Genomic DNA, 21,427 nt, shown 5'->3' with positions numbered 1-21,427 from the left:
AGCCGACGCGTCGATGAAACCGGGGTTCGACGTCCAGATCCCCGCCTCAGCGTTTTTCAATTTCTTGCCGTCGCTCCGCTCGATCTGGTTCCCGTCGCCGGATCGTTCACTCGGGCCGCAAGCATCTGACGCAACGGAAGCTGGCCTCGCGCGCAAAAAAGGTGCCTTGTCCCTCAGTTCGGCGGCGTGTTTGCCGCAGATGCAGCACCGGAGCCTTGTCAAGGGTTCCCCATAGCGGCTGGTGAAGCGTTCGACGGGGCTGCGCCCAACATGGGTGATTTGACTGGAATCGGCGGGAAGGTGACGTCCCAAAGAGCCGTTAGGAAGGACGGCTTGGCGTCCAGTTGCAGACCTTAGATTTGCACCTGATTTCCGCTCCGTCCAACCCATTGATCGGGCTGGATTCGGCTATTGGTGGAAAAATCTTGATTTTGTGCACCGCAGCGCCAAAAGCTAGCCGTTGGCTCCCTTGCGGGCAATGTTCGATCGAAATCTTCGCTCAGGAGGCGGGAACCGCGCTCTTTCCACGACGATAACCAAGGAAACCGAGACCCAGGAACCCCGCGAGCATCATCCTCCAGGTCGAGGGCTCAGGAACTGCGGAACCGACGGACCAGACTCCGTTAAAGCCCTGATCAGGAAGTACCCCCCTAAAATCCAGTAGTTCTGATGGGTGACCCCGGTTTCGAAGCTTTCTGGCCCAAACTCAAAAAGAATAAAGACGTCCGCCGCCGATGGCAGCGAGCTTGGGATAGCGCCGATGAGAGCTTGATAACCGGGATATAGCTCCGCCGGCGTCACTGTAAAGGCGGGATACAAATTACTTCCATCATAGTGGAATGAGACAAAGTTGGTAGGAGTAAGCGCGCTACCCAGAGTATAGTTCTGAAGGGTGAGCTCTGCCGTTACCGTACCTTTACAGTCGCTGTAAACTCCATAAAAATCAAATACTTCCACTGCCGCCCTCGCCGGCTCCCCGCTACGACTGACGCCAAGATCAGCGGTACAAAAAACAGATTTTTCATCGCCAAATCCTCCTGTATTGGAGACCCCGAACGCGTACGCCACCTCGCGGCGATGTCTGGAAATTCAACAAACTTCGTTGAGCGGATCGGGTCCGCTCATGCCAAGCAAAGAAAATACTTACTTAAAGCTAGAAAAAAACTTGTTCGGTGGAAAGCTGAATTTCGAACGCAGCGTAATGATTATCGCGGCTCCTGCAAAAGTTGCTGCTGCTGTCGATTCCGATAAGGCCGATTATGGTACCGCAGGCGGCGGCGCGACGTCGGCTGATTGCTCACGATGAGACGTTTGCCGACGCAATAGGGAAGGTCTTCGAGTGGAAGAACGCGATTGCGCCCGACAATTGAAGCCGAGCGGTCGTTAAAGGGAAAATAGACCGATGCGAGCCACGCCGTTAATGATTCGTCAAAAGGCGCTCGGGCCGGGTGGCTGAATTGCGCACCCTGGTGGAGGCTTGGCGCTGGCTCAGAAAGACTTTTTGAACTCGAGTCCCGGCGGGTTTAATTTCGGCGATAAGCTTTCGCCCGGAGGCATTTTGTCCTGACTTTCAAGCGTTGTCCCGTGTTCGGGCTGTTGCGTTGTCGCCGATAGTGAATTCGGATCGGGGCGCCCATCGATGACGCGCTGAAGATCGGACACGCCGGGAAGCCTCAATATATCCCCCGAAAAAGCCGGGGTAGCGAGGAGGAAGGACGAAACAACCACAATATGTTTCATATTTGCCTTTTCTAGTGCGAAAAAAACGCCGAAACTAATACGTCACGACGCCAATGGATTCAATTTTTGTCATCTTTTTGGCCGAGCGACACGTTCTTCCGTTCGATATTGGCCCATGGCGGGACCATCACGTCGGAAGACCGCAACAGCCGTTGCGGACCTTCCCGCCCGCGCCCGGCGCAGTCATGCCGCGCCAGTTCGGCGTCGCCACCGCCCTGTTTGAACCGCACCCCTCGCACCTGAAGCGCCTCAGTTTCACGATGTTCGGAAAGAGCGTTTCATCGGGCAGCGCCACAACGTCGAAGGACACCGGCTCAGACCGCCTGCAGTCCCTGCAGAGCACGTAAACGCCATCGACGCCCATGGCTTTCAGGCGACCGATTGTCGGCGGGTGGGTCGGCATGATGGCCTGTTAGTCATACTTCTTGGCCGCCTTCTTGGCCGCCTCGCAGCAACTCTCCGCGTTCGCTGACCGCGCCAGCCTGCATTAGACCCGAGCAGACGACGAGACAATTTGATATGGCGCGATGCTCCAGAATCGAAGCGGCAGCTTACATTTGAATAGCGGCTTCAGTGACGATGGGAGGTCCATCGCCGCCAATCGTTACCCCAACGCTACCCCAAACAAAAAATCGGAGCTGATCAGCTTTGGCTTTTTTATTCTAACTTATTGATTTGAATGGCGCGCCCGAAAGGATTCGAACCTCTGACCCCTAGATTCGTAGTCTAGTGCTCTATCCAGCTGAGCTACGGGCGCATCACACGACGCATTAACCGGCGCCGCAACAGTGGCGCGCTGTTTAGCCGCTCCATTCTCCATTGGCAATAGGCAAACATGCACAAATTCATCGCGAGCGCTATTCGTCCCTTCCCCGCCGAAAAACGGATCGCTTTTTCCCGCCGGAACAGCCGTCGCGACAAGGGGTTAGCGCGTAGTGGACGAATCCTTCGCCGGCGTCAGCGTTCTCGCGCCCCTTTGCGTTGACTTTTCGTAGCCCTTGCCCCTATAAGGCCGCTCGCGATTTCGGCTTCGCGCCGACGTCGTTTGTCGCCATTGGCGATGAAACGAAATGACGAAGCGCGAACCTTTAAAACTTCAGACCGCGTCCAGTCCCCTGTCGACGCGCCCAGATAAACCGGAGCAGACCCGTGAAGCGGACCTATCAACCTTCCAAACTCGTGCGCAAGCGCCGCCACGGATTTCGCGCCCGCATGGCCACCGTGGGAGGCCGCAAGGTCATCGCCGCCCGCCGGGCGCGCGGCCGCAAGCGCCTTTCGGCCTGAAGCCGCAGCGCGCCACGCGCGCGGCCTCGCCATGACCCGTCCCCGTGACGGCGAAATACTTCCCGACCGCGCGCCCCAGGGCGCGCGGCCTGTTGGTTTGCGCCTGAAAAAACGCGCTGATTTCCTCGCCGTCGCCAAGGGGCGCCGCCAGCATCAGCGTTGTTTCGTCCTGCAGGCCCGCCAGCGGCAGGCGGAAAGCGAAACGGAGATCTCCGGGTCGCAATCCGGCGAACCCCAAGCGGTGGAATTGGCTCGCTTCGGCTTCACCGTCACCAAAAAAGTCGGCAATTCCGTCGTCCGCAATCGCATTCGCCGTCGCCTGCGCGAAGCCGTGCGGCTGGCGGACTTATCATTGCCGAAAGCCAGCCATGATTATGTGCTGGTGGCTCGGATCGAGGCGCTGACCGCCCCATTTGACGAATTGCGCGGCGAAATCGCCCGCGCCTTGAGCAAAATTCACCAGACTGGCCAAGTCCGCCGGTCTCCCGCCTCCCCGGCCGCCGATCGCAAGCAAGACGTCTGACCATGCAGAACGATCAAAAAAATCTCATCCTCGCCATGGCCCTGTCGCTTATGGTCATCGTCGGCTGGAACCATTTTTTCGGCGCGCCGAAGGTGCAGCAGGCGCGCCAGACGCAAAGCCAACTGGAGCAGCTCGATTCGTCCGGCCGGCCCAAAGCGGCTAATCCAGCTGCAAACGCCGGAGCAAATCTCGCGGCCGGCTCCACGATGCAGCCGGAGGCCGCCGCCCAGCCGCTGAACCGCGCCGAAGCGCTGGCGCTAAGCCCGCGCCTGGTCATCGACACCAAGAACATGTTCGGCACGCTCGCGCTCAAGGGGGCGCGGCTCGACGATATCGCCCTGAAGAATTATCGCGAGACGACCGATCCGCACAGCCCGAACATCGTGCTGCTTTCGCCCTCTGGCGCGCCGGATGGCTATTTCATCGATCTCAATTACGTCGCCCCGCGCGGCGTCGCGCTCGACCTGCCCACAGCCTCTTCCCTGTGGAAGGCCGACGGCGACCGGCTCACCGAGGCCACTCCCGTCACCTTGAGCTACGACAACGGCAAGGGCCTGGTTTTCAAGCGAAAGATTTCGGTCGACGAATTCTACATGTTCACCCTCGCCGACACTATCGAAAACAAGGGCAAGGAGCCGGTCACGCTGTTTCCCAACGCGACCGCCACGCGCCAGGGCATGCCGAAGACTTCCGGCTACGCCGTGCTGCACGAAGGCTTCATCGGCGTGATCGGCGCCGACCAGCCCTCGACCGAACTCACCTACGCCGCCATCGCCAAGGAAACCAGCAACGCCAAGGTCCTGCCGGTCGAGGGCTACGCGCAAGGCGGCTGGCTCGGCTTTACCGACAAATATTGGGCGACGGCGATCGTCCCGGACGAGAGCAAGAATTACAAAGGCTGGTTCCGCGAGTTTCCCGGCGTGCAGCCGCAGTTCCAGGCCGATGTCTTCGCCGAGGCGCAAACCATCCCGCCCGGCGCCAGCCTCGAAATGAGCACCCGCGTTTTCGCCGGCGCCAAGGAAAGCCGCGTTCTGGATTATTACCAGAACGTTCAAGGCATCAAGAAATTCGACATGCTGATCGACTGGGGTTATTTCCACTTCATCACGCGGCCGATGTTCTGGCTGCTGGAGACGATCTACGGCATCGTCGGCAATTTCGGCGTCGCCATCCTGGTGATCACCCTTCTGGTGAAGGGCCTGTTCTTCCCGCTAGCCAACAAATCCTATCTCTCGATGGCCAAGATGAAGGCCGTCCAGCCGAAGCTCAAGGCGCTGCAGGAGCTTTATCCCGACGACAAGATGAAGCAGCAGCAGGAAATCATGGAGCTGTACAAGAAGGAGAAAATCAATCCCGTTTCCGGCTGCCTGCCGATGCTGCTGCAAATTCCGGTGTTTTTCTCGCTCTACAAAGTGCTGTTCGTCGCCATCGAAATGCGGCAGGCGCCGTTCTTCGGCTGGATCAAGGATCTGTCGGCGCCCGATCCAACCAATATCTTCACCCTGTTCGGCCTTCTGCACTATGACCCGACCCAGGCGCCGATGATCGGGCATCTGCTGCATCTCGGCATCTGGCCGCTGATCATGGGCGTTTCGATGTGGGTTCAGATGAAGATGAACCCCGAACCCGCCGACCCCGTGCAGAAAACCATGTTCGCCTGGATGCCGGTGATTTTCACCTTCATGCTCGGTTCTTTCCCGGCCGGCCTGGTGATCTACTGGTCCTGGAACAATTTCTTGTCCGTGGCGCAGCAGACCCTGATCATGAAACAGGCCGGCGTGAAGGTCGAGTTGTTCGACAATCTGCGCAAGACTTTTTCGCGCAGTCCGACTTAACCTCGGGACTGGCGCTCAATGCCCCTCATCCTGAGGAAGCCGCGTGGCGGCTGTCTCGAAGGACGAGGGGATCGTTGGCCGCGATTTTCGCCTTGGCAAGAGCTGAACAGCCGCCGATGGTTCGAGACGCGGCGCCTTGGGGCGTCGCTCCTCACCATGGGGGAGAGAGGTTGAACGGCAAAGCCAAGTCAAAAGGACTGAAGTGTTGACCAACGCCGAAAATGAACCGGATTTCGAGGAAATCGGCCGCAAGCTTTTCGCCCAGAACTGCGATTTCATCTGGGCCGCGGAAAAGATCGATGGCCTGCCGCCGATGGGGCCGCTGGAAATCGCCTTCGCCGGGCGCTCCAATGTGGGAAAATCCTCGCTTCTCAACGCCCTCACCGGGCGCAAGGCGCTGGCGCGCACCTCCCACACGCCGGGCCGCACCCAGCAGTTGAATTTCTTCAACCTCGGTCCCGATCCAGAGGCGCCGTTCCTGCGCCTCGTCGATATGCCGGGCTATGGCTATGCCGCGGTGTCCAAGGAAAAAATCGCCAACTGGACCCGCCTGATGACGGAGTTCCTACGCGGCCGAGCCACTTTGGCCCGCGTGTTCGTGCTGATCGATGGGCGCCATGGCCTGAAACCGCTGGATCATGAAATGCTCGAACAACTCGACAAGGCCGCCTTGTCCTATCAATTGGTGCTGACCAAGCGCGACGAAGTCAAATTGTCACAAGTCGAAAATACGATTCAATCCGCAAAGACCGGGCTGCGCGCCCACTCTGCGGCGCATCCGGAGGTGATCTTCGCGTCCTCGCACAAGGACGAAGGCATTTCCGAACTGCGGGCGGCCATCGCCCGTTTGATGTTCGAACGCGACAGAAAAGTTTTCGAGCGGGCGTAAACCGGCTAAACCCCCGCCGCCCACCCCCAACGAGGCGTCATCCATGACCGAAGCCACGGCAACCCGCCCCCCGATAGACCAGGCCGCCGCCATCGATCAGGCCAAAATCCTGATGCAAGCGCTGCCGCACATGCTGCGCTACGACGAAGCCATCATCGTGGTAAAATACGGCGGCCACGCCATGGGCGACGAGGCCGGCGCCCGCGATTTTGCCCGCGACATGGTCCTGCTTGAACAATCGGGCGTCAACCCGGTGGTCGTGCACGGCGGCGGCCCGCAGATCGGGGCCATGCTGGCCAAGCTCGGCATCAAGTCGGAATTCGCCGACGGCCTGCGGGTCACCGACAAGGCTACGGTCGAGGTGGTCGAAATGGTGCTGGCCGGCGCGATCAACAAGCAGATCGTCGGCCTCATCAACAACGAGGGCGGACGCGCCATCGGCCTGTGCGGCAAAGACGGCAATATGGTGACTGCGCAAAAAGTCGTGAAGGTCGAGCAGGATGGCAAGGCGCCGGTCGATCTCGGCTTTGTCGGCGAACCGGCCAAGGTCGATTCGACGGTGCTGGAACAGGTGCTGGGGCGCGATCTGATCCCCGTGCTCGCCCCCATCGCCCAAGGCGCCGCCGGCGAGACTTTCAACGTCAACGCCGACACTTTCGCCGGCGCCATCGCCGGGGCCCTCGGCGCCAAGCGCCTGCTGCTGCTGACCGACGTGCCGGGCGTGCTCGACCGCGACAAGAACCTGATCAAGCAATTGCGCATCAGCGAAATCCCCGGCCTGATCGCCGATGGCACCATCACCGGCGGCATGATTCCGAAAGTCGAGACCTGTATCTACGCCATCGAACAAGGGGTCGAAGGCGTGGTCATTCTCGACGGCAAGATCCCGCACGCGGTGCTGATCGAACTGCTTACCGATCATGGCGCCGGCACGCTGATCACCAGGTGAACGCGTTCCGCAGGACATCGTCGCACGATATGCCACACGACCTGCCACACGACTTGGCGGCCTTCCGCCGGGTCGACACCTGGGTGTTCGATCTCGACAACACCCTCTACCCGCCAGACAGCGATCTCTGGCCGCTTATCGACGCGCGCATCACCGCCTATATGATCGCCATGTTCGGCCTGGACGGCATTTCCGCGCGGGCGCTGCAAAAGCATTATTACCGCGTCTATGGCACGACGCTGGCCGGCCTGATCCGCGAATATGACGTCAAGCCGGAAGAATTCCTGCATTTCGTCCACGACATCGACCGCTCCTCGCTGGCGCCCAATCCGGCGCTGGAGCAAGCCATCGACGCCCTGCCGGGACGAAAGCTCGTCCTCACCAACGGCTCGCACGCCCATGCCCTGGCGACCTCGAAACAACTCGGCATCGACCATTTGTTCGAGGATTTTTTCGCTATCGAACATGCGGATTATCTGCCAAAACCGGCCTTGCAGACTTTTCAGCGCTTTTTCGAGCGTCACGACGTCGATCCGGCTAAAAGCGCCATGTTCGAGGATATGGTCCATAACCTCGAAGCGCCCCACGCCAGCGGCATGTTGACGGTATTGGTTCGCCCCCGGCATGGCGCCGTGGACCATCGCGAGGATTGGGAAAAATCGTCGCAAAAACCGCCGCATGTCGATTTCGTCACCGATGATCTGGTCGGGTTTCTCCGACGAGTCATGACGCCGCCAGCTTGACTTATCCGCCCCCAGGACCGAAACCAGCACGAATAATTTCAAAGAGGAAAAGTCCATGCCGCACGCGCTAGCGACCATTATCGACGCCGCTTTCGAGGATCGCACCAATATCACCCCGAAAACCAACGGCGACATCCGCCAGGCGGTCGAATCGGCGCTGCACCTGCTCGACTGCGGCAAGGCGCGCGTGGCGGAAAAGGTCCCTGGCAAGACCGGACCCGAAGCCTGGAAAGTCAACGAATGGCTGAAAAAAGCCGTGCTTCTTTCCTTCCGCCTCAATGACATGCATGTCATTCCCGGAGGCGCCTATGGCGCGACCTGGTTCGACAAGGTCGCTTCCAAATTCGACGGTTGGGGCGCCAAGGATCACAATGCCGCCGGCTTTCGCTCGGTTCCCGGCTGTATCGTGCGTCACTCGGCCTATATTGCCCCCGGCGTCGTGCTGATGCCCTCCTTCGTCAATCTCGGCGCCTTCGTCGATACCGGCACCATGGTGGACACCTGGGCCACCGTCGGCTCCTGCGCCCAGATTGGCAAGAACGTCCATCTTTCCGGCGGCGTCGGCATCGGCGGCGTGCTGGAGCCGCTGCAAGCCGCCCCAACGATCATCGAGGACAATTGCTTCATCGGCGCACGCTCCGAAGTGGTCGAGGGCGTAGTGATCGGCGAGGGCTCGGTGATCGCCATGGGCGTGTTCATCGGCGCCTCGACCAAGATCGTCGATCGCAACACCGGCAAGGTTCATGTCGGCTATGTGCCGCCGTTCTCCGTGGTCGTTTCCGGCAATCTGCCCGGCAAGCCGCTTCCCGACGGCCAGCCCGGCCCGTCGACCTATTGCGCCGTCATCGTCAAGACGGTAGACGCCCAGACCCGCTCGAAAACCGCCATCAACGAGCTTTTGCGCGACTGATGGACAAGGCTGATTTCAGCTTCCTGTTCCGCCAGAGCGAGGGAACGATTTCGGCGCCGCTCTGGCGGCGCTGGACCCTCGTCCTCACCGGCCTGTGCGTCGCCTTGGCGATTGTCTGGAAACTGATCACTCCCTGGACCGAGCGCGACCTGGCGACGCAGGGGCTGTTCGACCTGAAAGCTTTCATCGCTTTCGTCTATCTGCTGGGGTTCGTCGGTGTGGTGCTGCTGGCGCAGGTCAGCCAGTATAATCTCTCGGCCAAGCGCTGTCGCGCCAAGAGCCACGCCCCTGGCTGGGCTGGCGTCTGGCCGCTTTCCGCCTTTGTCGCCGCCGCCGCTTTCTGGGCGCAGCCCAATTTCTTCGGCCTGTTGCCAGCTTTTGTGCCGTGGCTGTTCCTGGCTGTTGCGGCGGCGGCTTTTTGCGCGCAATTTTTGGAACTGGGCCTGCGTCAAGACTAGGAAAGTGCGACCGAATGGCCGAGACAAGTCCCGGCGTGGCGTTGACACGCGAGTTGATCCAGAAACCCTCGGTCACCCCCGCCGACGCCGGGGCGCTGGACATTCTCGAGACGCGGCTGCGCGCCGCGGGCTTTTCCACCCAGCGCCTGCCTTTTTCCGATGAGGGCACCCCAGACATCGACAATCTTTATGCGCGCATCGGCGACAGCGCGCCTTATCTGCTATTCGCCGGCCATACCGACGTGGTGCCGCCCGGCGATAGCGCCAAGTGGCGCGCCGATCCTTTCGCCGGCGAAATCATCGACGGCGAGCTTGTCGGGCGCGGGGCCGCCGACATGAAGGGCGGCATCGCCGCTTTCGCCGCCGCCGCCTGCGCTTATGTCGAGAAGCGCCAGCGCCCAAAAGGTTCGATCGGCTTTCTGATCACCGGCGACGAGGAAGGCCCCGCCATCAACGGCACGATCAAAATGCTGGAATGGCTAAAGCAACGTGGCGAGCATTTCGATCACGCCATCGTCGGCGAGCCGACCAACGCCCAGATGCTCGGCGACATGATCAAGATCGGGCGGCGGGGCTCGCTCAACGGCCGGCTTGTTGTACGCGGCGTTCAGGGTCACGTGGCCTATCCGCAGCGCGCCGACAATCCCGTCGGGCATCTGCTGGCGCTCTGCGCCGCTTTGAAAGATGAGCCGCTCGATTCCGGGACCGAATGGTTCGACGCCTCCAATCTCGAAATCACCTCGATCGACATCGGCAATGCCGCAACCAATGTCATACCGGCCGAGGCTGTGGTGCGGTTCAACATTCGCTTCAACGACAATTGGACCCCGGAAAGCCTGAAAGAGGAAATCCGCCGCCGGTTGTCGTCGGCGCGCCCCGCCGAAAAGTTCGAACTGGCTTTCGATCCCTGCAACGCCTTGTCCTTCATCACGCAGCCCGGTCCCTTCACCGAACTGGTGGCCGGGGCAATCGAGGCGGAGACCGGAAGGCGTCCGGAATTTTCAACCTCGGGAGGCACGTCGGACGCGCGTTTCATCGCGCGATATGGCCCGGTGGTGGAGTTCGGCCTGGTCGGCAAGACCATGCATCAGATCGACGAGCGCGTCGCCCTGACGGACATCGACGGGCTGACCGCTATTTACGCGCGGATTTTGGAAACCTATTTCGGCTGATCGTTGGGACCTGGGAGAGCGACATGCCTTACGTGAATATCAAGATCACGCGCGACGGCGCGACGGCGGAACAAAAAGAAGCGCTGATCGCCGGCGTGACCAAGCTGCTGGTCGACGTGCTGAACAAGAATCCCAACACGACGGTCGTCGTCATCGACGAGGTCGAAACCGACAATTGGGGCATTGGCGGAACGACCGTCACGAAACGCCGCAAACAGGGCCTTTGATGACCTGAGGCGTTTTCAAGCGAAGCGGACCCGATTGTCGTGAAGGCTCCAGGCTACGGCGCGATCCGATAACGATCCCGAGCGCCGGCGAGCAATTCGGCCGCCTCCGCCGCCATGCGTTCGACGATTTCGCCTGCGGGCGGAATGTCGCTTATGAGGTCCGCCACCTCGCCGGCGATCACGGCGGCAGTGTCAAAATCGAATTTCGTCCGCGCCTCGGCATAGAGGGTCGAGACCTCCTCCTGGCGGCGCAATAATTCGGCCTCGCGGCCGGCCCATTCGTCGGAGAACCGGTTGCACAATACGCGCCCGGTGAACGGCTCGGGCCAGATATTCTTGCGCGCGATGTCGAAGATGCGGCCCCGGATCGTCCGATCGCCGGTCGCGCGCTGCACTGCCGCCTTCGCGTCGGGATGCGACGCCGCTTCTTGGGAGACATAGAACCTTGTTCCCATCAGAACGCCTTCGGCTCCGAGCATGAGCGCGGCGGCGAGGCCACGGCCATCGGCGATCCCCCCGGCGGCAACCACGATCGCGTGGGGCGCGAGATCAGCTACGGCGGGCACGAGCGGAAAGGCGCCGCGCGCCACGCCGTGGCCACCCGCTTCCGCACCCTGAGCGACCAAAATGTCGGCGCCATTTGCCAAGGCGTCCCTGGCTTGAGCCAGGGTCTGAATCTGGCAGACAAGCAGGGCGCCGGTCTTCTTGATCTTTTCGGCGAAGGGACGGACTTCGCCAAAGGAAAGCATGACGGCCGGCGGACAGCGTTCGAGCACGAGATCGAGCAGGCGGGGATTTTTCGCCAGGCTCCAGGTGATGAAGCCGACGCCGATCCGCTCCTCGCCGACGCCGTCCAGTTGACGGGTCAGCCATGCTTCCTCGCCATAGCCGCCGCCGACCATGCCGAAGCCGCCGGCGCGGCTGACGGCGAGGGCTAGCCTCGCGTCGGCGACCAGATCCATCGGGGCGAGCATGATCGGATGGCGAATGTTGAGCGCTCTTGTCAGACCCGTCGAAATCGCCATAGCCGATTTCCTTGACAAAACCGCCCGCTATGGCGGGCGAATTCAACGCGCCAGCATATCGTTGAATTTCTCCACAAAAGCCCATTCATTGGGGCCAGGATTGTCGCGCAGCATTTTCACCCTTTCGACCAGAACCTCGTCCGCGTCGGTGGCGAAGGCGCGCATGGTTTCGTCGATGAAATCCTGCAGCGGCATGGCGCGCGGTTCGTCGCGTCCGCCCATCAGATCGGTGCGCACCCAGGGCGGGGCCACTTCCAGCACCCGCACCGACGTTCCGCGCAGCCGGAAGCGCAGCGACAGGGTCCAGGAATGCAGCGCCGCCTTGGTCGCCGAATAGACGGCGGAATGGGCGAGCGGCGTGAAGGCGAGACCCGAGGTGACGTTGACCAGAACGGCGTCGGGACGCGTCTTGAGATGTTCGATCAGCGAGGAAGTCATGCGCATCGGGCCGAGCAGATTGGTCTCGATGGTCGCGACGCTCAGATCGTCGTCCATGAAACCGCCGGTATTGTCTCCGGACATGATCCCCGCGTTGTTGACCAGCACATTGACTTCCGGATGGGTCATCACCAGCCAGTCGGCGACCTCGGCGATGTTTTTCGGATCGCGCATGTCGATGGTGCAAAAATCCATGCCGGGATGGGTTTTCGCCGTCTCTTCCAGAGCCGCCTTGCGCCGCCCCGCGATGATCACCTTATTGCCAAGGCCGTGAAAAGCGCTGGCGAGACCCTGGCCGATGCCGGAGCCGCCGCCGGTGATGAAAATTGTGTTGCCGCTCATTTTCATGACGAGACTCCTGCGCCGCTCGATCCCGCTAACATCGGTTTTCATTGCGCAACCCGCAAGCGGCAGAGGCGCAAGTGCGGCTTGTCGAAGACAAGATTGCCTTTCGACGCCAATGCGGCTATCGCCGAAGGGCGGAATTTCCGGAGCGCGCCATGAACCATTCGCCGATCGAAACGCTGAAACGCAAGGCCGCCGAACGGGCCGCCGATCTGGTTCGTTCCGGCATGAAGCTGGGGCTCGGCACCGGCTCCACCGCCGCCCATTTTGTCGATTGCGTCGGCGAACGCGCGCGCGACGGGCTCGACGTGATCTGCGTCCCGACGTCCGAGCGCACCCGCCTGCAGGCCGAGGGCTGGTCCTTAAGGCTTTCGACGCTCGACGAGACGCCGGAACTTGACCTGACCGTGGACGGCGCCGACGAATTCGATTCGGCCTTGCGCCTGATCAAGGGCGGCGGCGGCGCCCTTCTGCGGGAAAAGATCGTGGCGGCGGCCTCGAAGAGGATGGTCGTCATCACCGACGCCAGCAAACAAGTCGCGCGGCTCGGAAAATTCAAGCTGCCGGTCGAAGTCGATCGTTTCGGCCTCGCGGCCACCCGCCGGCATATCGAGGACGCCGCCCGCGCCTGCCATTGTTCCGGCCCGGTGGTGTTGCGCAAAAAAGACGATGCGCAGGATTTCCTCACCGACGGCGGCAATGCGATCTTCGATTGCGATCTTCGCGCCATCCCCGATGCGGAAGCGCTCGCCGCAGCGTTGAACGCCATCCCCGGCGTGGTCGAACATGGCCTGTTCATCGGCCTCGCCAGCGCGGTGATCGTCGCCGATCCGGCGGGGATCAGGGTGTTGGGTGATTTGGCCGGCTGAAGGAGGGCTTTCCTTGCTCCGCATTTTCGCGCGCCTGCTTTTCGTCGGCGGACTTTGCATCGCCGCCGGCTTCGGCCATGCGCAGGACGCACCCGATCCGGATTCGTCAAATCCGGAAAGGCTGAAACTGGCGCGACTGGTGGTGGTCGATTCCGGCCTCGCACGCTCCTTTCACGGGTTGGTCGCGCAGATGGAAGAGGATTTGCAAAATCGCGCGGCGGCGACGCGGCCGGAAGCCGCCGCCGATTTGCGCGCGACTCTTGGCGATCTGCAGCCGGAATTCGACCAGGCGGCGGACGCCATGACCGATCGCGCGGCGGCGCTTTACGCGGCCCGGCTGTCGCGGCGGGAACTGGCCGATTGCGCGGTGTTTTTCGCCGGCCCATCCGGAAAAGCCTATGTCGCGGCGCAGCCGGCGCTGATCGGCGATCTGGCGGGGGCGCTGGCCGAGTGGCGCCGGCAGACCTCGGTCGCGATGATGACGCGGGTGCGCGAAAAAATGCGCGAAAAGGGCCGCGAGTTCTAATCGAATCTGCTGGGAGCGCTACGCCAATGACCGCTTATGAAGCCGATCTGTTCGTCATCGGCGCCGGTTCGGGCGGCGTGCGCGCCGCGAGAATCGCCGCCGGCCATGGCGCGCGCTGCATGATCGCCGAGGAATTCCGCATCGGCGGCACCTGCGTCATTCGCGGCTGCGTGCCCAAAAAACTCTATGTCTACGCCTCACGCTTCGCCGAGGAATTCGAAGAGGCGGCCGCCTTCGGCTGGAACATTCCGCAGAAGCCGGAATTCGAGTGGCGAAAACTCGTCTCCGCCAAGGAAGCCGAGATTTCCCGGCTGTCGAAAATCTACGAGACAAATCTGCTCAAATCCGGCGTCGAGATTTTCGAGGAGCGAGCCGAAATTATCAGCCCGCATGAAGTGCGGTTGACCAAAACTGGCCGCGTCATTTCCACCAAGCATATCCTGGTCGCCACCGGCGGCGGGCCCATGATGTTCCCGGCCATTCCCGGCATCGAGCACGCCATCAGCTCCAACGAGATCTTCGATCTGCCGGAATTTCCGCGCCGCCTCGCGGTGGTGGGCGCCGGCTACATCGCGGTGGAATTCGCCAGTATTTTCGCGCGGCTCGGCGCGAAGGTGACGATCCTGTTTCGCGCCAGCAATGTTTTGCGCGGCTTCGACGAAATCTTGCGCGAAAACCTGCGCGATGGCCTCGCCCATGCCGGGATCGACATAAGATCCGGCGTGCTGCCGACGGCAATTGACAAGACCGGACACGGCCTTCGGCTGGACCTTTCCGACCACGGGGCGCTCGAAGTCGATCAGGTTCTGGTAGCCACCGGCCGCGCGCCGCACGCCCGCGGATTGGGGCTGGAACAGGCCGGGGTCGACGTCGATTCCGCCGGCGCGGTGACGGTCGACGCCTTCAACACCAGCAATGTCCCGTCGATCCATGCGGTTGGCGACGTCACCAACCGCGTCAATCTCACTCCCGTCGCCATCCGCGAGGGACATTTGCTGGCCGACCGGCTGTTCGGCGGCGGCGTGGCGCAGGTCGATTACCATCTCATTCCCACCGCCGTCTTCACCACGCCGGAAATCGGCACGGTCGGGTTGACGGAAGCGCTGGCCCGGGAAGAATTCCGTTGCGTGGATATTTATCAGACCAGTTTTCGTCCGATGAAGGCGACGATAGCCGGCGGTCCGGCGCGCATCGCGATGAAAATCGTCGTCGATGGCGACAGCGACCGAGTGCTCGGCGTGCATATATTGGGCGACGACGCTGGCGAAATGGCGCAGCTTCTGGCGATCTCGCTGCGATTGGGCGCGAAAAAGGCCGATTTCGACGCCACCATGGCCTTGCACCCGTCGGCTGCGGAAGAACTCGTAACCTTGCGCACGCGCACCGCGCGCTATCTGCGCGATGAGGCCGGATAAAAATGTGCGGACGCTTCGCCATCACTTCGCCGCCCGAAGCCGTGCGCGCCTTCTTCCGTTACACGGAGCACCCCAACTTCCCGCCGCGCTACAATATCGCGCCCACGCAGCCGATTCCGATTGTGTCGGCGCGACGGGAACCCGGCGGCGGCGGCCGTCATTTCCAACTCGCGCGCTGGGGTTTTTTGCCCGGTTTTGTCAAAGACGTGCAAAAATTTCCGTTGATCATCAATGCCCGCGCCGAAACTTTGGCGGAAAAGCCGAGTTTTCGCGCCGCCCTGCGCCGGCGGCGCTGTCTCGTCCCCGTCGATTGCTGGTATGAGTGGCGCGCCAGCCTGCGTGGACCGAAAACGCCGTTTTTGCTGCGGCGGACAGGCGGCGGCCTGATGGCCTTCGCCGGCCTTTGGGAGACTTTCACCGATCCTTCCGGCGGGGAGATCGACACCGCCTGCATCGTCACCACCATGGCCAATGGCGCCACGGCGGCGATTCACGACCGCATGCCGGCGCTGATCGAACCCGAAAATTTCGACGCCTGGCTCGATCCAGACGAGACCAGGCCGCCGCCTTTGAATTTGCTGAAGCCGGCGGCTGACGACGCCATCGAATTTTTCGCCATAGGGCCCGGCGTCAACCGCGCCGGCAACGACCGACCGGAAATCCAGGCTCCGGCGGAGGTGTGACGCGAAGGCAGCCTGAAGCCTCGCCGCCTCAAATCGTCAAAAAGCCTTCGCCGACCCTTACGCAGGCGCCGCCGACGCTGGCCTCGACCAACTGTCGGCCGGATACCTGCATGGTCAAGGCGATCAGACTCGGACGACCGACGGCGAGACCCTGTTCGATGACGATAGTGTGCTCGCCATCCTCGGGCCGCTCGAAAGCGCAGGCGACGGCGGCGAAAGCGCAAGCCGCCGATCCGGTCGCCGGGTCTTCGTTCCCTCCAAGGCCTGGAACGAAAACCCGCGCCTGGACATGATGCGCCGGATCGGAGGTTTCGCGCGAATAGACGCAGCAAGCGGGGCGCTCCAGTCCGAAAACCTCGCCAAAATTGGCGAATTTCGGGGCCAACCTATTCAGCGCTGCGCGACCCGCTACGGGTATGAAAGCGAATGCCAACCCCGCCGAGGCGACCACCGGTTCGTGCGCGTCGAAGCCGAGGTCTTCAACCGGGAGACCAAGCGCGGCGGCGATTTTTCCTTTGTCGGTCAAGTCGCGCAAAATTCTTGGCGTCTGCGGCGCGACAAATCGAGCCCTGATCGAGCCCTTATAACATGATACCTCGCAGGCGACCGGGCCGATTTCTTCTTCCAGCGCAAGCCCCAGCGGCCGGGCGCCAATCATGTCCGGCGCGCGCAAAAGCGCGATCAGGCAGGCCGCGCCGATGGTCGGGTGGCCGGCGAAAGGCAATTCCTGGGTTGGCGTGAAAATCCGCAGCCGCGCCGTATGCAACGGGTCGCGCGGCGTCAGCACGAAAACCGTCTCCGACAGGTTGAATTCGCGCGCGATGGCCTGCATCTGCGAGAAATCCAACCCGTCGGCCTCCGGGACGACGGCGAGCGGATTGCCGGCCAGCGGCGTTTCGGTGAAGACGTCGAGCAGATGATAGGCGAGGCGCATCGCCCGCTTAAGTCCGACCTGCGGCGGCGTCCTGCTCGGTCAGTCGCTGGAACGAGCGGATCGAAAAAGGAATCATCGCCAGATAGGCAAGGCTGAGGAAAATCAGCATCTGCATGGGGAAGGACGCCAGCAGCACGAGCACGGCGGCGGCGGCGAACAGTACAAAAATGAATTTGTCGCGCGGCACTCGGCCGATGTGCTTTCCGGAAAAATGCGGGATCCGGCTGGCCATCAGCACGGCCACTCCGACGACATAGGCCAGTTCCAGCCACGCCAGAGCGCCCGAAATCGGCAGATCGAACGACATATGGACGTAGAGCGGCAGCAGCACGACGATCGCCCCCGCCGGCGCCGGCATCCCGGTGAAAAAGCGGCCCATCCAGGCCGGCTTGTTGGGATCGTCGATCATCACATTGAAGCGCGCCAGCCGCAAGGCGGCGGCTATGGCGAAAAACAGCACCGCCACCCAGCCCAGGGTTTTCAGCTGGTGCAGCGACCAGAGATAGAGCACCAGCCCCGGCGCGACGCCGAAATCCATGAAATCGGCGAGCGAATCCAGCTCCGCGCCGAACCGCGACGAGCCTTTCAATGCCCGGGCGATGCGCCCGTCGATGCCGTCCAGCACGGCGGCGACGACAATCGCCAGCACCGCGAATTCAAACTTGCTCTCGATAGCGAAGCGGATCGCCGTCAGCCCGGCGCAGAGCGCCAGCAGCGTCACCACATTGGGGACGACGAAACGCAAGGGCAGGCCACGCAAGCCGCGCGGCTGGAAGGTCGCCCGCGCGGGACCGGAGGATTCCGAATTCGCATCGGCGGCCAACTTGTCGTCAACCATCTCATCCGACCTTGAAGTGGCGTTCCGGCTCGCCGGGACGGAAATCGGCGAGCACGGTTTCGCCAGCTATGGCCTTGGCGCCGAGACCGATCAGAACCCGCGCGCCGGCGGGCATATAGACATCGACGCGCGAACCGAAGCGGATCAGGCCGAATCGCTCGCCGACGCCGAGGCTCTGGCCTTCCTGCACGAATGAGACGATGCGGCGCGCAATCAGCCCGGCGATCTGCACCACGCCGAACCGCCCGAGGTTGGAATCGATGATCAGGCCGTTGCGCTCATTGTCCTCGCTCGCCTTGTCGAGGTCGGCGTTGACGAACAGGCCCGGCTTGTAAGCGATGCGCGAAATGCGACCGGTCACCGGCGCGCGATTCACATGGCAATCGAAGACGCTCATGAAAATGCTGACGCGCTGCATCGGCTCCGGCCCGAGGCCCAGTTCCGGCGGCGGCGCGAACTGGCCGATCGAGCAGATAACGCCGTCGGCGGGCGAGACCACCAGCCCGTCGAGCACGGGGGTGACGCGGGCAGGATCGCGGAAGAAATAGACGCACCACAAGGTGACTAACCCGCCGAGCCAGCCAAGCGGCGCCCACAGCCAGTGCAGCACCAAGGCGACGATCGCGAAAAGCGCGATGAAAATATAGCCTTCGGGATGGATGGGGGTGATCTGCTTGCGGACGGAGTCGAGGATCGACATGGGCGCTCCAACTCGAAAAGGGATGTTCGCGGCGCTGTTGTCGCATCAAAACACGGCAAAGTCACCCCGCGTTGGGTTAGGTTCAAGCGGTGGATATCTCAATAATGCGGCGGCGGCTTCTCGGGAGCGGCGTTTTGGCTGAGCCCGCGAATTTCCTCGCGCAGGCGCAGCACTTCGCGGGTCAGGGCGTCGATCCGCGTCCATTGCGCGGCGACGGCGTCGCTCAACTCGTTGAGGGCTCGAGCCTGATGCGCAGAATGTGCTTCCAGCGCCTCGATGCGGGCGTTCTGCTGCGTGGCGGTCATGGTCTGGTCCCGTCCAAGTCGTTGGGCGATCCATCACCGCCGCCCGAACAGTTTTTCGATATCGGCGAGCTTGAGTTCGACATAGGTCGGACGGCCGTGGTTGCATTGGCCGGCGCCGGGCGTGCGCTCCATCTCACGCAGGAGCGCGTTCATTTCCTCCGGCGCCAGCCGCCGCCCGGCGCGCACCGAATGATGGCAGGCCATGGTCGCCAGCACATGGTCGAGCTTTTTCTCCAGGGGCGCCGCCTGCCCCTCCTCGGCCAGCGAATCGGCGAGATCGCGCAACAAGGGCTCGATGGCGCCGATTTTCAGCTCGGCGGGGGCCTCGTGCACCGCCACCGCGCCGGGACCGAAAGGCTCCAGCGCCAGCCCCAGCGAGGCCAGCAGGGGCGCGGCCTCGACCAGCCGCGCGGCGTCGGCCTCGTTCAGATCGACCACCAGCGGCGACAGCAGGGCCTGACGCGCCACGCCGTTTTCCGCGCGGGCGCGTTTCAATCTTTCATAGACCAACCGCTCGTGCGCCGCGTGCTGATCGACCAGCACCAGCCCGTCGCTGGTCTGGGCGATGATATAGGTCTCGTGGATCTGCGCTCGCGCCGCGCCGAGCGGCGCCGCGAGATCGTCGGGCGCCGGGGCGATTTCATGGGCCCGCGCATCGGCGGCGGGGGCGGCGTCGTAAAAATCGTTCGCGGCGTCGTCGAAACCCGCCTGGGAGCCGGGATGGGCGGGTGAGGCGCGCCAGTCCCAATCCCGCGCCGGCGCGGGGCGAGTGAAAAATCCAGCCTGGGCGCCGGCGGTGAATTTGTCGATCGCCGCCGGCGCAATGCTCGGCGTCGCCCGATGCAGCGCGCTGGCAAGGCTCTGCTTCAGCGCGCCGATAACCAGCCCGCGGATAAAGCCGGGATCGGCGAAACGCACTTCCGCCTTGGCCGGATGAACATTGACGTCGACCATGCGTGGCGGGCATTCGAGAAACAGCGCGAGGCTCGGATGGCGGTCGGAACTGAGGTAATCCATGTAGGCGGCGCGGATCGCCCCGGCGATCTGGCGGTCGCGCACCGGGCGGCCATTGACGAAGACATATTGCGCCAGGGAATTGGCGCGATGCCAGGTCGGCAGGCCGGCGAAACCCCAGAGCTTGACGCTGTCGCGCTCGGCTTCGACAGCAAGGGCGTTGTCGCGGAAATCGCGGCCGAGAACTTGCGTGAGCCGCGCCAGCAAGCCTTCGACGCCCGGCGGACAGGCCTGGTGGTCGAAGCCGGAAAGCCCCTCGCCGCCGAGCGAAAAGCGCACCCCCGGATTGGCCATGGCCAGCCGCTTGACCGCATCGGCCACGGCCTGCGCCTCGGAACGTTCGCTCTTGAGGAATTTGAGGCGCGCCGGGGTGGCGGCGAACAGGTCGCGCACTTCGACGCGCGTGCCCTGCGCCAGAGCCGCCGGAACAAGAGCGCCGACCGCGCCGAATTCGACGCGCAGCCGCGAGCCATGCTCGGCGCCGCTGGCGCGCGAAAAAATTTCCAGCCGCGCCACGGAAGCGATGGAGGGCAGAGCCTCGCCGCGAAAGCCGAGCGTGGCGATATTGGTCAGGTCACCGTCGGGGATTTTCGACGTGGCGTGGCGTTCGACGCAGAGCGCGAGATCGGCCTCGACCATGCCGTCGCCGTCGTCGATGACGCGGATCAATTTCTGGCCGCCGCCCTCGATGGTGACGTCGACGCGGGTCGCGCCGGCGTCGAGGGCGTTTTCGACCAACTCCTTGACGGCGGCGCTCGGCCGTTCGACCACTTCGCCGGCGGCGATGCGGTCGGCGAGGATCGGATCGAGGCGCCGGATGGTCACGGGCTAAGCGGCGCCGTTCGCAACAAGCCCCTCAGGCCGCCCGACGATGGCGACCAGCAGGCTGGCGTCGCCGATCAGCCTTTTGGCGACACGTTTGGCGTCTTCCATCGTCACCGCCTCGACTTCGGCGTTGCGGCGGTCGAGATAGCCCGCGTCGAAGCCCTCGCGCTGCAAATGCAGCAGATGGCCGGCGATCTTGGTCGAGGTGTCGAAACGCAGGGCGTAGGAGCCGGTGAGGAATTTCTTCGCCTTGTCCAGCTCTTCGGCCGTCGGCCCCTCGGCGGCGAGCCGCGCGCATTCCGCCTCGATCACGCTGAGCGATTCGCCTGCACGCTCGTTCTTGGTCGAAGTGGCGCCGATCAGCGAAGGGCTGCATTCGGCGGTGGTGAGCGAGGAATAGACCGAATAGGTCAGGCCGCGCTTTTCGCGTACTTCCTGGAATAGCCGCGAGGTGAAGGAGCCGCCGCCCAGAATGTGGTTGACCACCATGGCGGCGATATAATCCTGGTCGGCGCGGGCGATGCCCGGCCGGCCGAAGCGGATGTTGGCCTGCGGCACGTCGAAATCGACGACGATGCGCCGCCCCAGTCCGCCGACCTCGATGGCGGGAACCGGCGTCAGCGTGGCTTTTTCCGGCAGGGCAGCGAAGACAGTGTCGAGATGGGCGGCGAGACGGGTCGCATCGATGGCGCCGACCACGGCGATTTTCAGCGTGTCGCGCGCCAGGATTTTTTGGCGCAGCGCCACGAGGTCGTCGCGGGTGACCAGGTCGACTTCGCC

Annotated in this window: 28 protein-coding genes and 1 tRNA gene; 17 read left to right on the top strand and 12 right to left on the bottom strand. The window is 62.8% G+C overall.

The window, feature by feature from the left end; genetic code table 11:
- Window positions 1-235, top strand: a 235-nt coding sequence (locus tag ACLP2E_RS05965; protein WP_442465410.1) for a hypothetical protein, incomplete at its 5' end; no start/stop codon positions are given.
- A gap of 264 nt (window positions 236-499) precedes the next feature.
- Here the strand turns inward: ACLP2E_RS05965 and ACLP2E_RS05960 are convergent.
- Both ACLP2E_RS05960 and ACLP2E_RS05955 read right to left on the bottom strand, forming a co-directional pair.
- Window positions 500-571: a hypothetical protein gene (locus tag ACLP2E_RS05960; RefSeq protein WP_442461126.1), complete on the bottom strand. Its 72-nt coding sequence runs from the start codon at window positions 569-571 to the stop codon at window positions 500-502.
- A complete protein-coding gene (locus ACLP2E_RS05955) occupies window positions 571-957 on the bottom strand; it encodes a hypothetical protein (protein WP_442461125.1) in 387 nt (128 codons plus the stop codon). Before ACLP2E_RS05955 ends, ACLP2E_RS05960 begins: the two co-directional genes overlap by 1 nt.
- Window positions 958-1,123: 166 nt before the next feature.
- On the opposite strand from ACLP2E_RS05955, the gene ACLP2E_RS05950 reads away from it, so the two are divergent.
- Window positions 1,124-1,306: a hypothetical protein gene (locus tag ACLP2E_RS05950; protein ID WP_442461124.1), complete on the top strand. Its 183-nt coding sequence runs from the start codon at window positions 1,124-1,126 to the stop codon at window positions 1,304-1,306.
- 182 nt (window positions 1,307-1,488) lie between these two features.
- On the opposite strand, the gene ACLP2E_RS05945 is transcribed toward ACLP2E_RS05950, so the two are convergent.
- On the bottom strand, window positions 1,489-1,740 hold the full coding sequence (locus ACLP2E_RS05945) for a hypothetical protein (protein WP_442465409.1): 252 nt from the start codon (window positions 1,738-1,740) through the stop codon (window positions 1,489-1,491).
- Window positions 1,741-1,793: 53 nt separating this feature from the next.
- On the opposite strand from ACLP2E_RS05945, the gene ACLP2E_RS05940 reads away from it, so the two are divergent.
- Window positions 1,794-2,087 carry a hypothetical protein gene (locus tag ACLP2E_RS05940; RefSeq protein ID WP_442461122.1) on the top strand — a complete coding sequence of 98 codons (294 nt, stop codon included), beginning with the start codon at window positions 1,794-1,796 and terminating at the stop codon, window positions 2,085-2,087.
- Window positions 2,088-2,420: 333 nt separating this feature from the next.
- Here the strand turns inward: ACLP2E_RS05940 and ACLP2E_RS05935 are convergent.
- Window positions 2,421-2,497 (bottom strand) — tRNA-Arg (locus tag ACLP2E_RS05935).
- Between the two features lie 392 nt (window positions 2,498-2,889).
- Here ACLP2E_RS05935 and rpmH point away from each other — a divergent pair.
- From rpmH to ACLP2E_RS05885, 10 genes are all read left to right on the top strand, one after another.
- A complete protein-coding gene (rpmH, locus tag ACLP2E_RS05930) occupies window positions 2,890-3,024 on the top strand; it encodes a 50S ribosomal protein L34 (RefSeq protein ID WP_010300405.1) in 135 nt (44 codons plus the stop codon).
- 31 nt (window positions 3,025-3,055) lie between these two features.
- A complete protein-coding gene (gene rnpA, locus ACLP2E_RS05925; RefSeq protein WP_442461121.1) occupies window positions 3,056-3,547 on the top strand; it encodes a ribonuclease P protein component in 492 nt (163 codons plus the stop codon).
- A gap of 2 nt (window positions 3,548-3,549) precedes the next feature.
- Complete coding sequence (gene yidC / locus ACLP2E_RS05920; RefSeq protein ID WP_442465408.1) at window positions 3,550-5,382, top strand: membrane protein insertase YidC; 1,833 nt, start codon at window positions 3,550-3,552, stop codon at window positions 5,380-5,382.
- Window positions 5,383-5,587: 205 nt separating this feature from the next.
- Window positions 5,588-6,271: a ribosome biogenesis GTP-binding protein YihA/YsxC gene (gene yihA, locus ACLP2E_RS05915; protein ID WP_442462998.1), complete on the top strand. Its 684-nt coding sequence runs from the start codon at window positions 5,588-5,590 to the stop codon at window positions 6,269-6,271.
- 43 nt (window positions 6,272-6,314) lie between these two features.
- Window positions 6,315-7,220: an acetylglutamate kinase gene (argB, locus tag ACLP2E_RS05910; protein WP_442462997.1), complete on the top strand. Its 906-nt coding sequence runs from the start codon at window positions 6,315-6,317 to the stop codon at window positions 7,218-7,220.
- A 29-nt stretch (window positions 7,221-7,249) separates the two neighbouring features.
- A complete protein-coding gene (locus ACLP2E_RS05905; RefSeq protein WP_442462996.1) occupies window positions 7,250-7,963 on the top strand; it encodes a pyrimidine 5'-nucleotidase in 714 nt (237 codons plus the stop codon).
- A 55-nt stretch (window positions 7,964-8,018) separates the two neighbouring features.
- Window positions 8,019-8,873, top strand: coding sequence for a 2,3,4,5-tetrahydropyridine-2,6-dicarboxylate N-succinyltransferase (gene dapD / locus ACLP2E_RS05900; RefSeq protein WP_442462995.1), 855 nt, complete (start codon window positions 8,019-8,021; stop codon window positions 8,871-8,873).
- Window positions 8,873-9,331: a hypothetical protein gene (locus ACLP2E_RS05895; RefSeq protein WP_442462994.1), complete on the top strand. Its 459-nt coding sequence runs from the start codon at window positions 8,873-8,875 to the stop codon at window positions 9,329-9,331. The genes dapD and ACLP2E_RS05895 overlap by 1 nt, the downstream gene beginning before the upstream one ends.
- Before the next feature lie 14 nt (window positions 9,332-9,345).
- Complete coding sequence (gene dapE, locus ACLP2E_RS05890; RefSeq protein ID WP_442465407.1) at window positions 9,346-10,503, top strand: succinyl-diaminopimelate desuccinylase; 1,158 nt, start codon at window positions 9,346-9,348, stop codon at window positions 10,501-10,503.
- Window positions 10,504-10,526: 23 nt separating this feature from the next.
- Window positions 10,527-10,730: a 2-hydroxymuconate tautomerase family protein gene (locus ACLP2E_RS05885; RefSeq protein WP_442462992.1), complete on the top strand. Its 204-nt coding sequence runs from the start codon at window positions 10,527-10,529 to the stop codon at window positions 10,728-10,730.
- A 53-nt stretch (window positions 10,731-10,783) separates the two neighbouring features.
- On the opposite strand, the gene ACLP2E_RS05880 is transcribed toward ACLP2E_RS05885, so the two are convergent.
- Window positions 10,784-11,755: an NAD(P)H-dependent flavin oxidoreductase gene (locus ACLP2E_RS05880; protein ID WP_442462302.1), complete on the bottom strand. Its 972-nt coding sequence runs from the start codon at window positions 11,753-11,755 to the stop codon at window positions 10,784-10,786.
- 42 nt (window positions 11,756-11,797) lie between these two features.
- Window positions 11,798-12,541 (bottom strand): SDR family oxidoreductase, encoded by a 744-nt coding sequence (locus ACLP2E_RS05875; RefSeq protein WP_442465406.1) that lies wholly within the window; start codon window positions 12,539-12,541, stop codon window positions 11,798-11,800.
- A gap of 152 nt (window positions 12,542-12,693) precedes the next feature.
- On the opposite strand from ACLP2E_RS05875, the gene rpiA reads away from it, so the two are divergent.
- Genes rpiA through ACLP2E_RS05855 form a run of 4 tightly spaced genes read left to right on the top strand, consistent with a single transcriptional unit; the run spans window position 12,694 to window position 16,031 of the window.
- Entirely contained in the window at window positions 12,694-13,407 is a 714-nt protein-coding gene (gene rpiA, locus ACLP2E_RS05870; protein ID WP_442462304.1) for a ribose-5-phosphate isomerase RpiA, read from the top strand.
- A gap of 13 nt (window positions 13,408-13,420) precedes the next feature.
- Complete coding sequence (locus tag ACLP2E_RS05865; protein ID WP_442465405.1) at window positions 13,421-13,933, top strand: DUF2059 domain-containing protein; 513 nt, start codon at window positions 13,421-13,423, stop codon at window positions 13,931-13,933.
- Window positions 13,934-13,959: 26 nt separating this feature from the next.
- Window positions 13,960-15,348, top strand: coding sequence for a glutathione-disulfide reductase (gene gorA, locus ACLP2E_RS05860; protein WP_442462306.1), 1,389 nt, complete (start codon window positions 13,960-13,962; stop codon window positions 15,346-15,348).
- Between the two features lie 2 nt (window positions 15,349-15,350).
- A complete protein-coding gene (locus ACLP2E_RS05855; RefSeq protein WP_442465404.1) occupies window positions 15,351-16,031 on the top strand; it encodes an SOS response-associated peptidase in 681 nt (226 codons plus the stop codon).
- 28 nt (window positions 16,032-16,059) lie between these two features.
- Here ACLP2E_RS05855 and ACLP2E_RS05850 read toward each other — a convergent pair whose 3' ends face one another.
- The 6 genes from ACLP2E_RS05850 to ACLP2E_RS05825 form a co-directional block, all read right to left on the bottom strand.
- On the bottom strand, window positions 16,060-16,965 hold the full coding sequence (locus tag ACLP2E_RS05850; protein WP_442462030.1) for a PhzF family phenazine biosynthesis protein: 906 nt from the start codon (window positions 16,963-16,965) through the stop codon (window positions 16,060-16,062).
- A gap of 7 nt (window positions 16,966-16,972) precedes the next feature.
- Window positions 16,973-17,803 (bottom strand): CDP-alcohol phosphatidyltransferase family protein, encoded by an 831-nt coding sequence (locus tag ACLP2E_RS05845; protein ID WP_442462031.1) that lies wholly within the window; start codon window positions 17,801-17,803, stop codon window positions 16,973-16,975.
- Window position 17,804: 1 nt separating this feature from the next.
- Window positions 17,805-18,503: a phosphatidylserine decarboxylase gene (locus tag ACLP2E_RS05840; protein ID WP_442462032.1), complete on the bottom strand. Its 699-nt coding sequence runs from the start codon at window positions 18,501-18,503 to the stop codon at window positions 17,805-17,807.
- 98 nt (window positions 18,504-18,601) lie between these two features.
- Complete coding sequence (locus ACLP2E_RS05835) at window positions 18,602-18,808, bottom strand: SlyX family protein (RefSeq protein ID WP_442462033.1); 207 nt, start codon at window positions 18,806-18,808, stop codon at window positions 18,602-18,604.
- 33 nt (window positions 18,809-18,841) lie between these two features.
- Window positions 18,842-20,647, bottom strand: coding sequence for a DNA mismatch repair endonuclease MutL (gene mutL / locus ACLP2E_RS05830; RefSeq protein ID WP_442465403.1), 1,806 nt, complete (start codon window positions 20,645-20,647; stop codon window positions 18,842-18,844).
- Between the two features lie 3 nt (window positions 20,648-20,650).
- Window positions 20,651-21,427, bottom strand: a 777-nt coding sequence (locus ACLP2E_RS05825; RefSeq protein WP_442465402.1) for a M16 family metallopeptidase, incomplete at its 5' end; no start/stop codon positions are given.

The sequence above is a fragment of the Rhodoblastus sp. genome (assembly GCF_052145335.1).
Lineage (GTDB): Bacteria > Pseudomonadota > Alphaproteobacteria > Rhizobiales > Beijerinckiaceae > Rhodoblastus.
The sequence above is the reverse complement of the archived record's forward strand: the minus strand, read 5'-3'. Positions and strand labels throughout refer to the sequence as shown.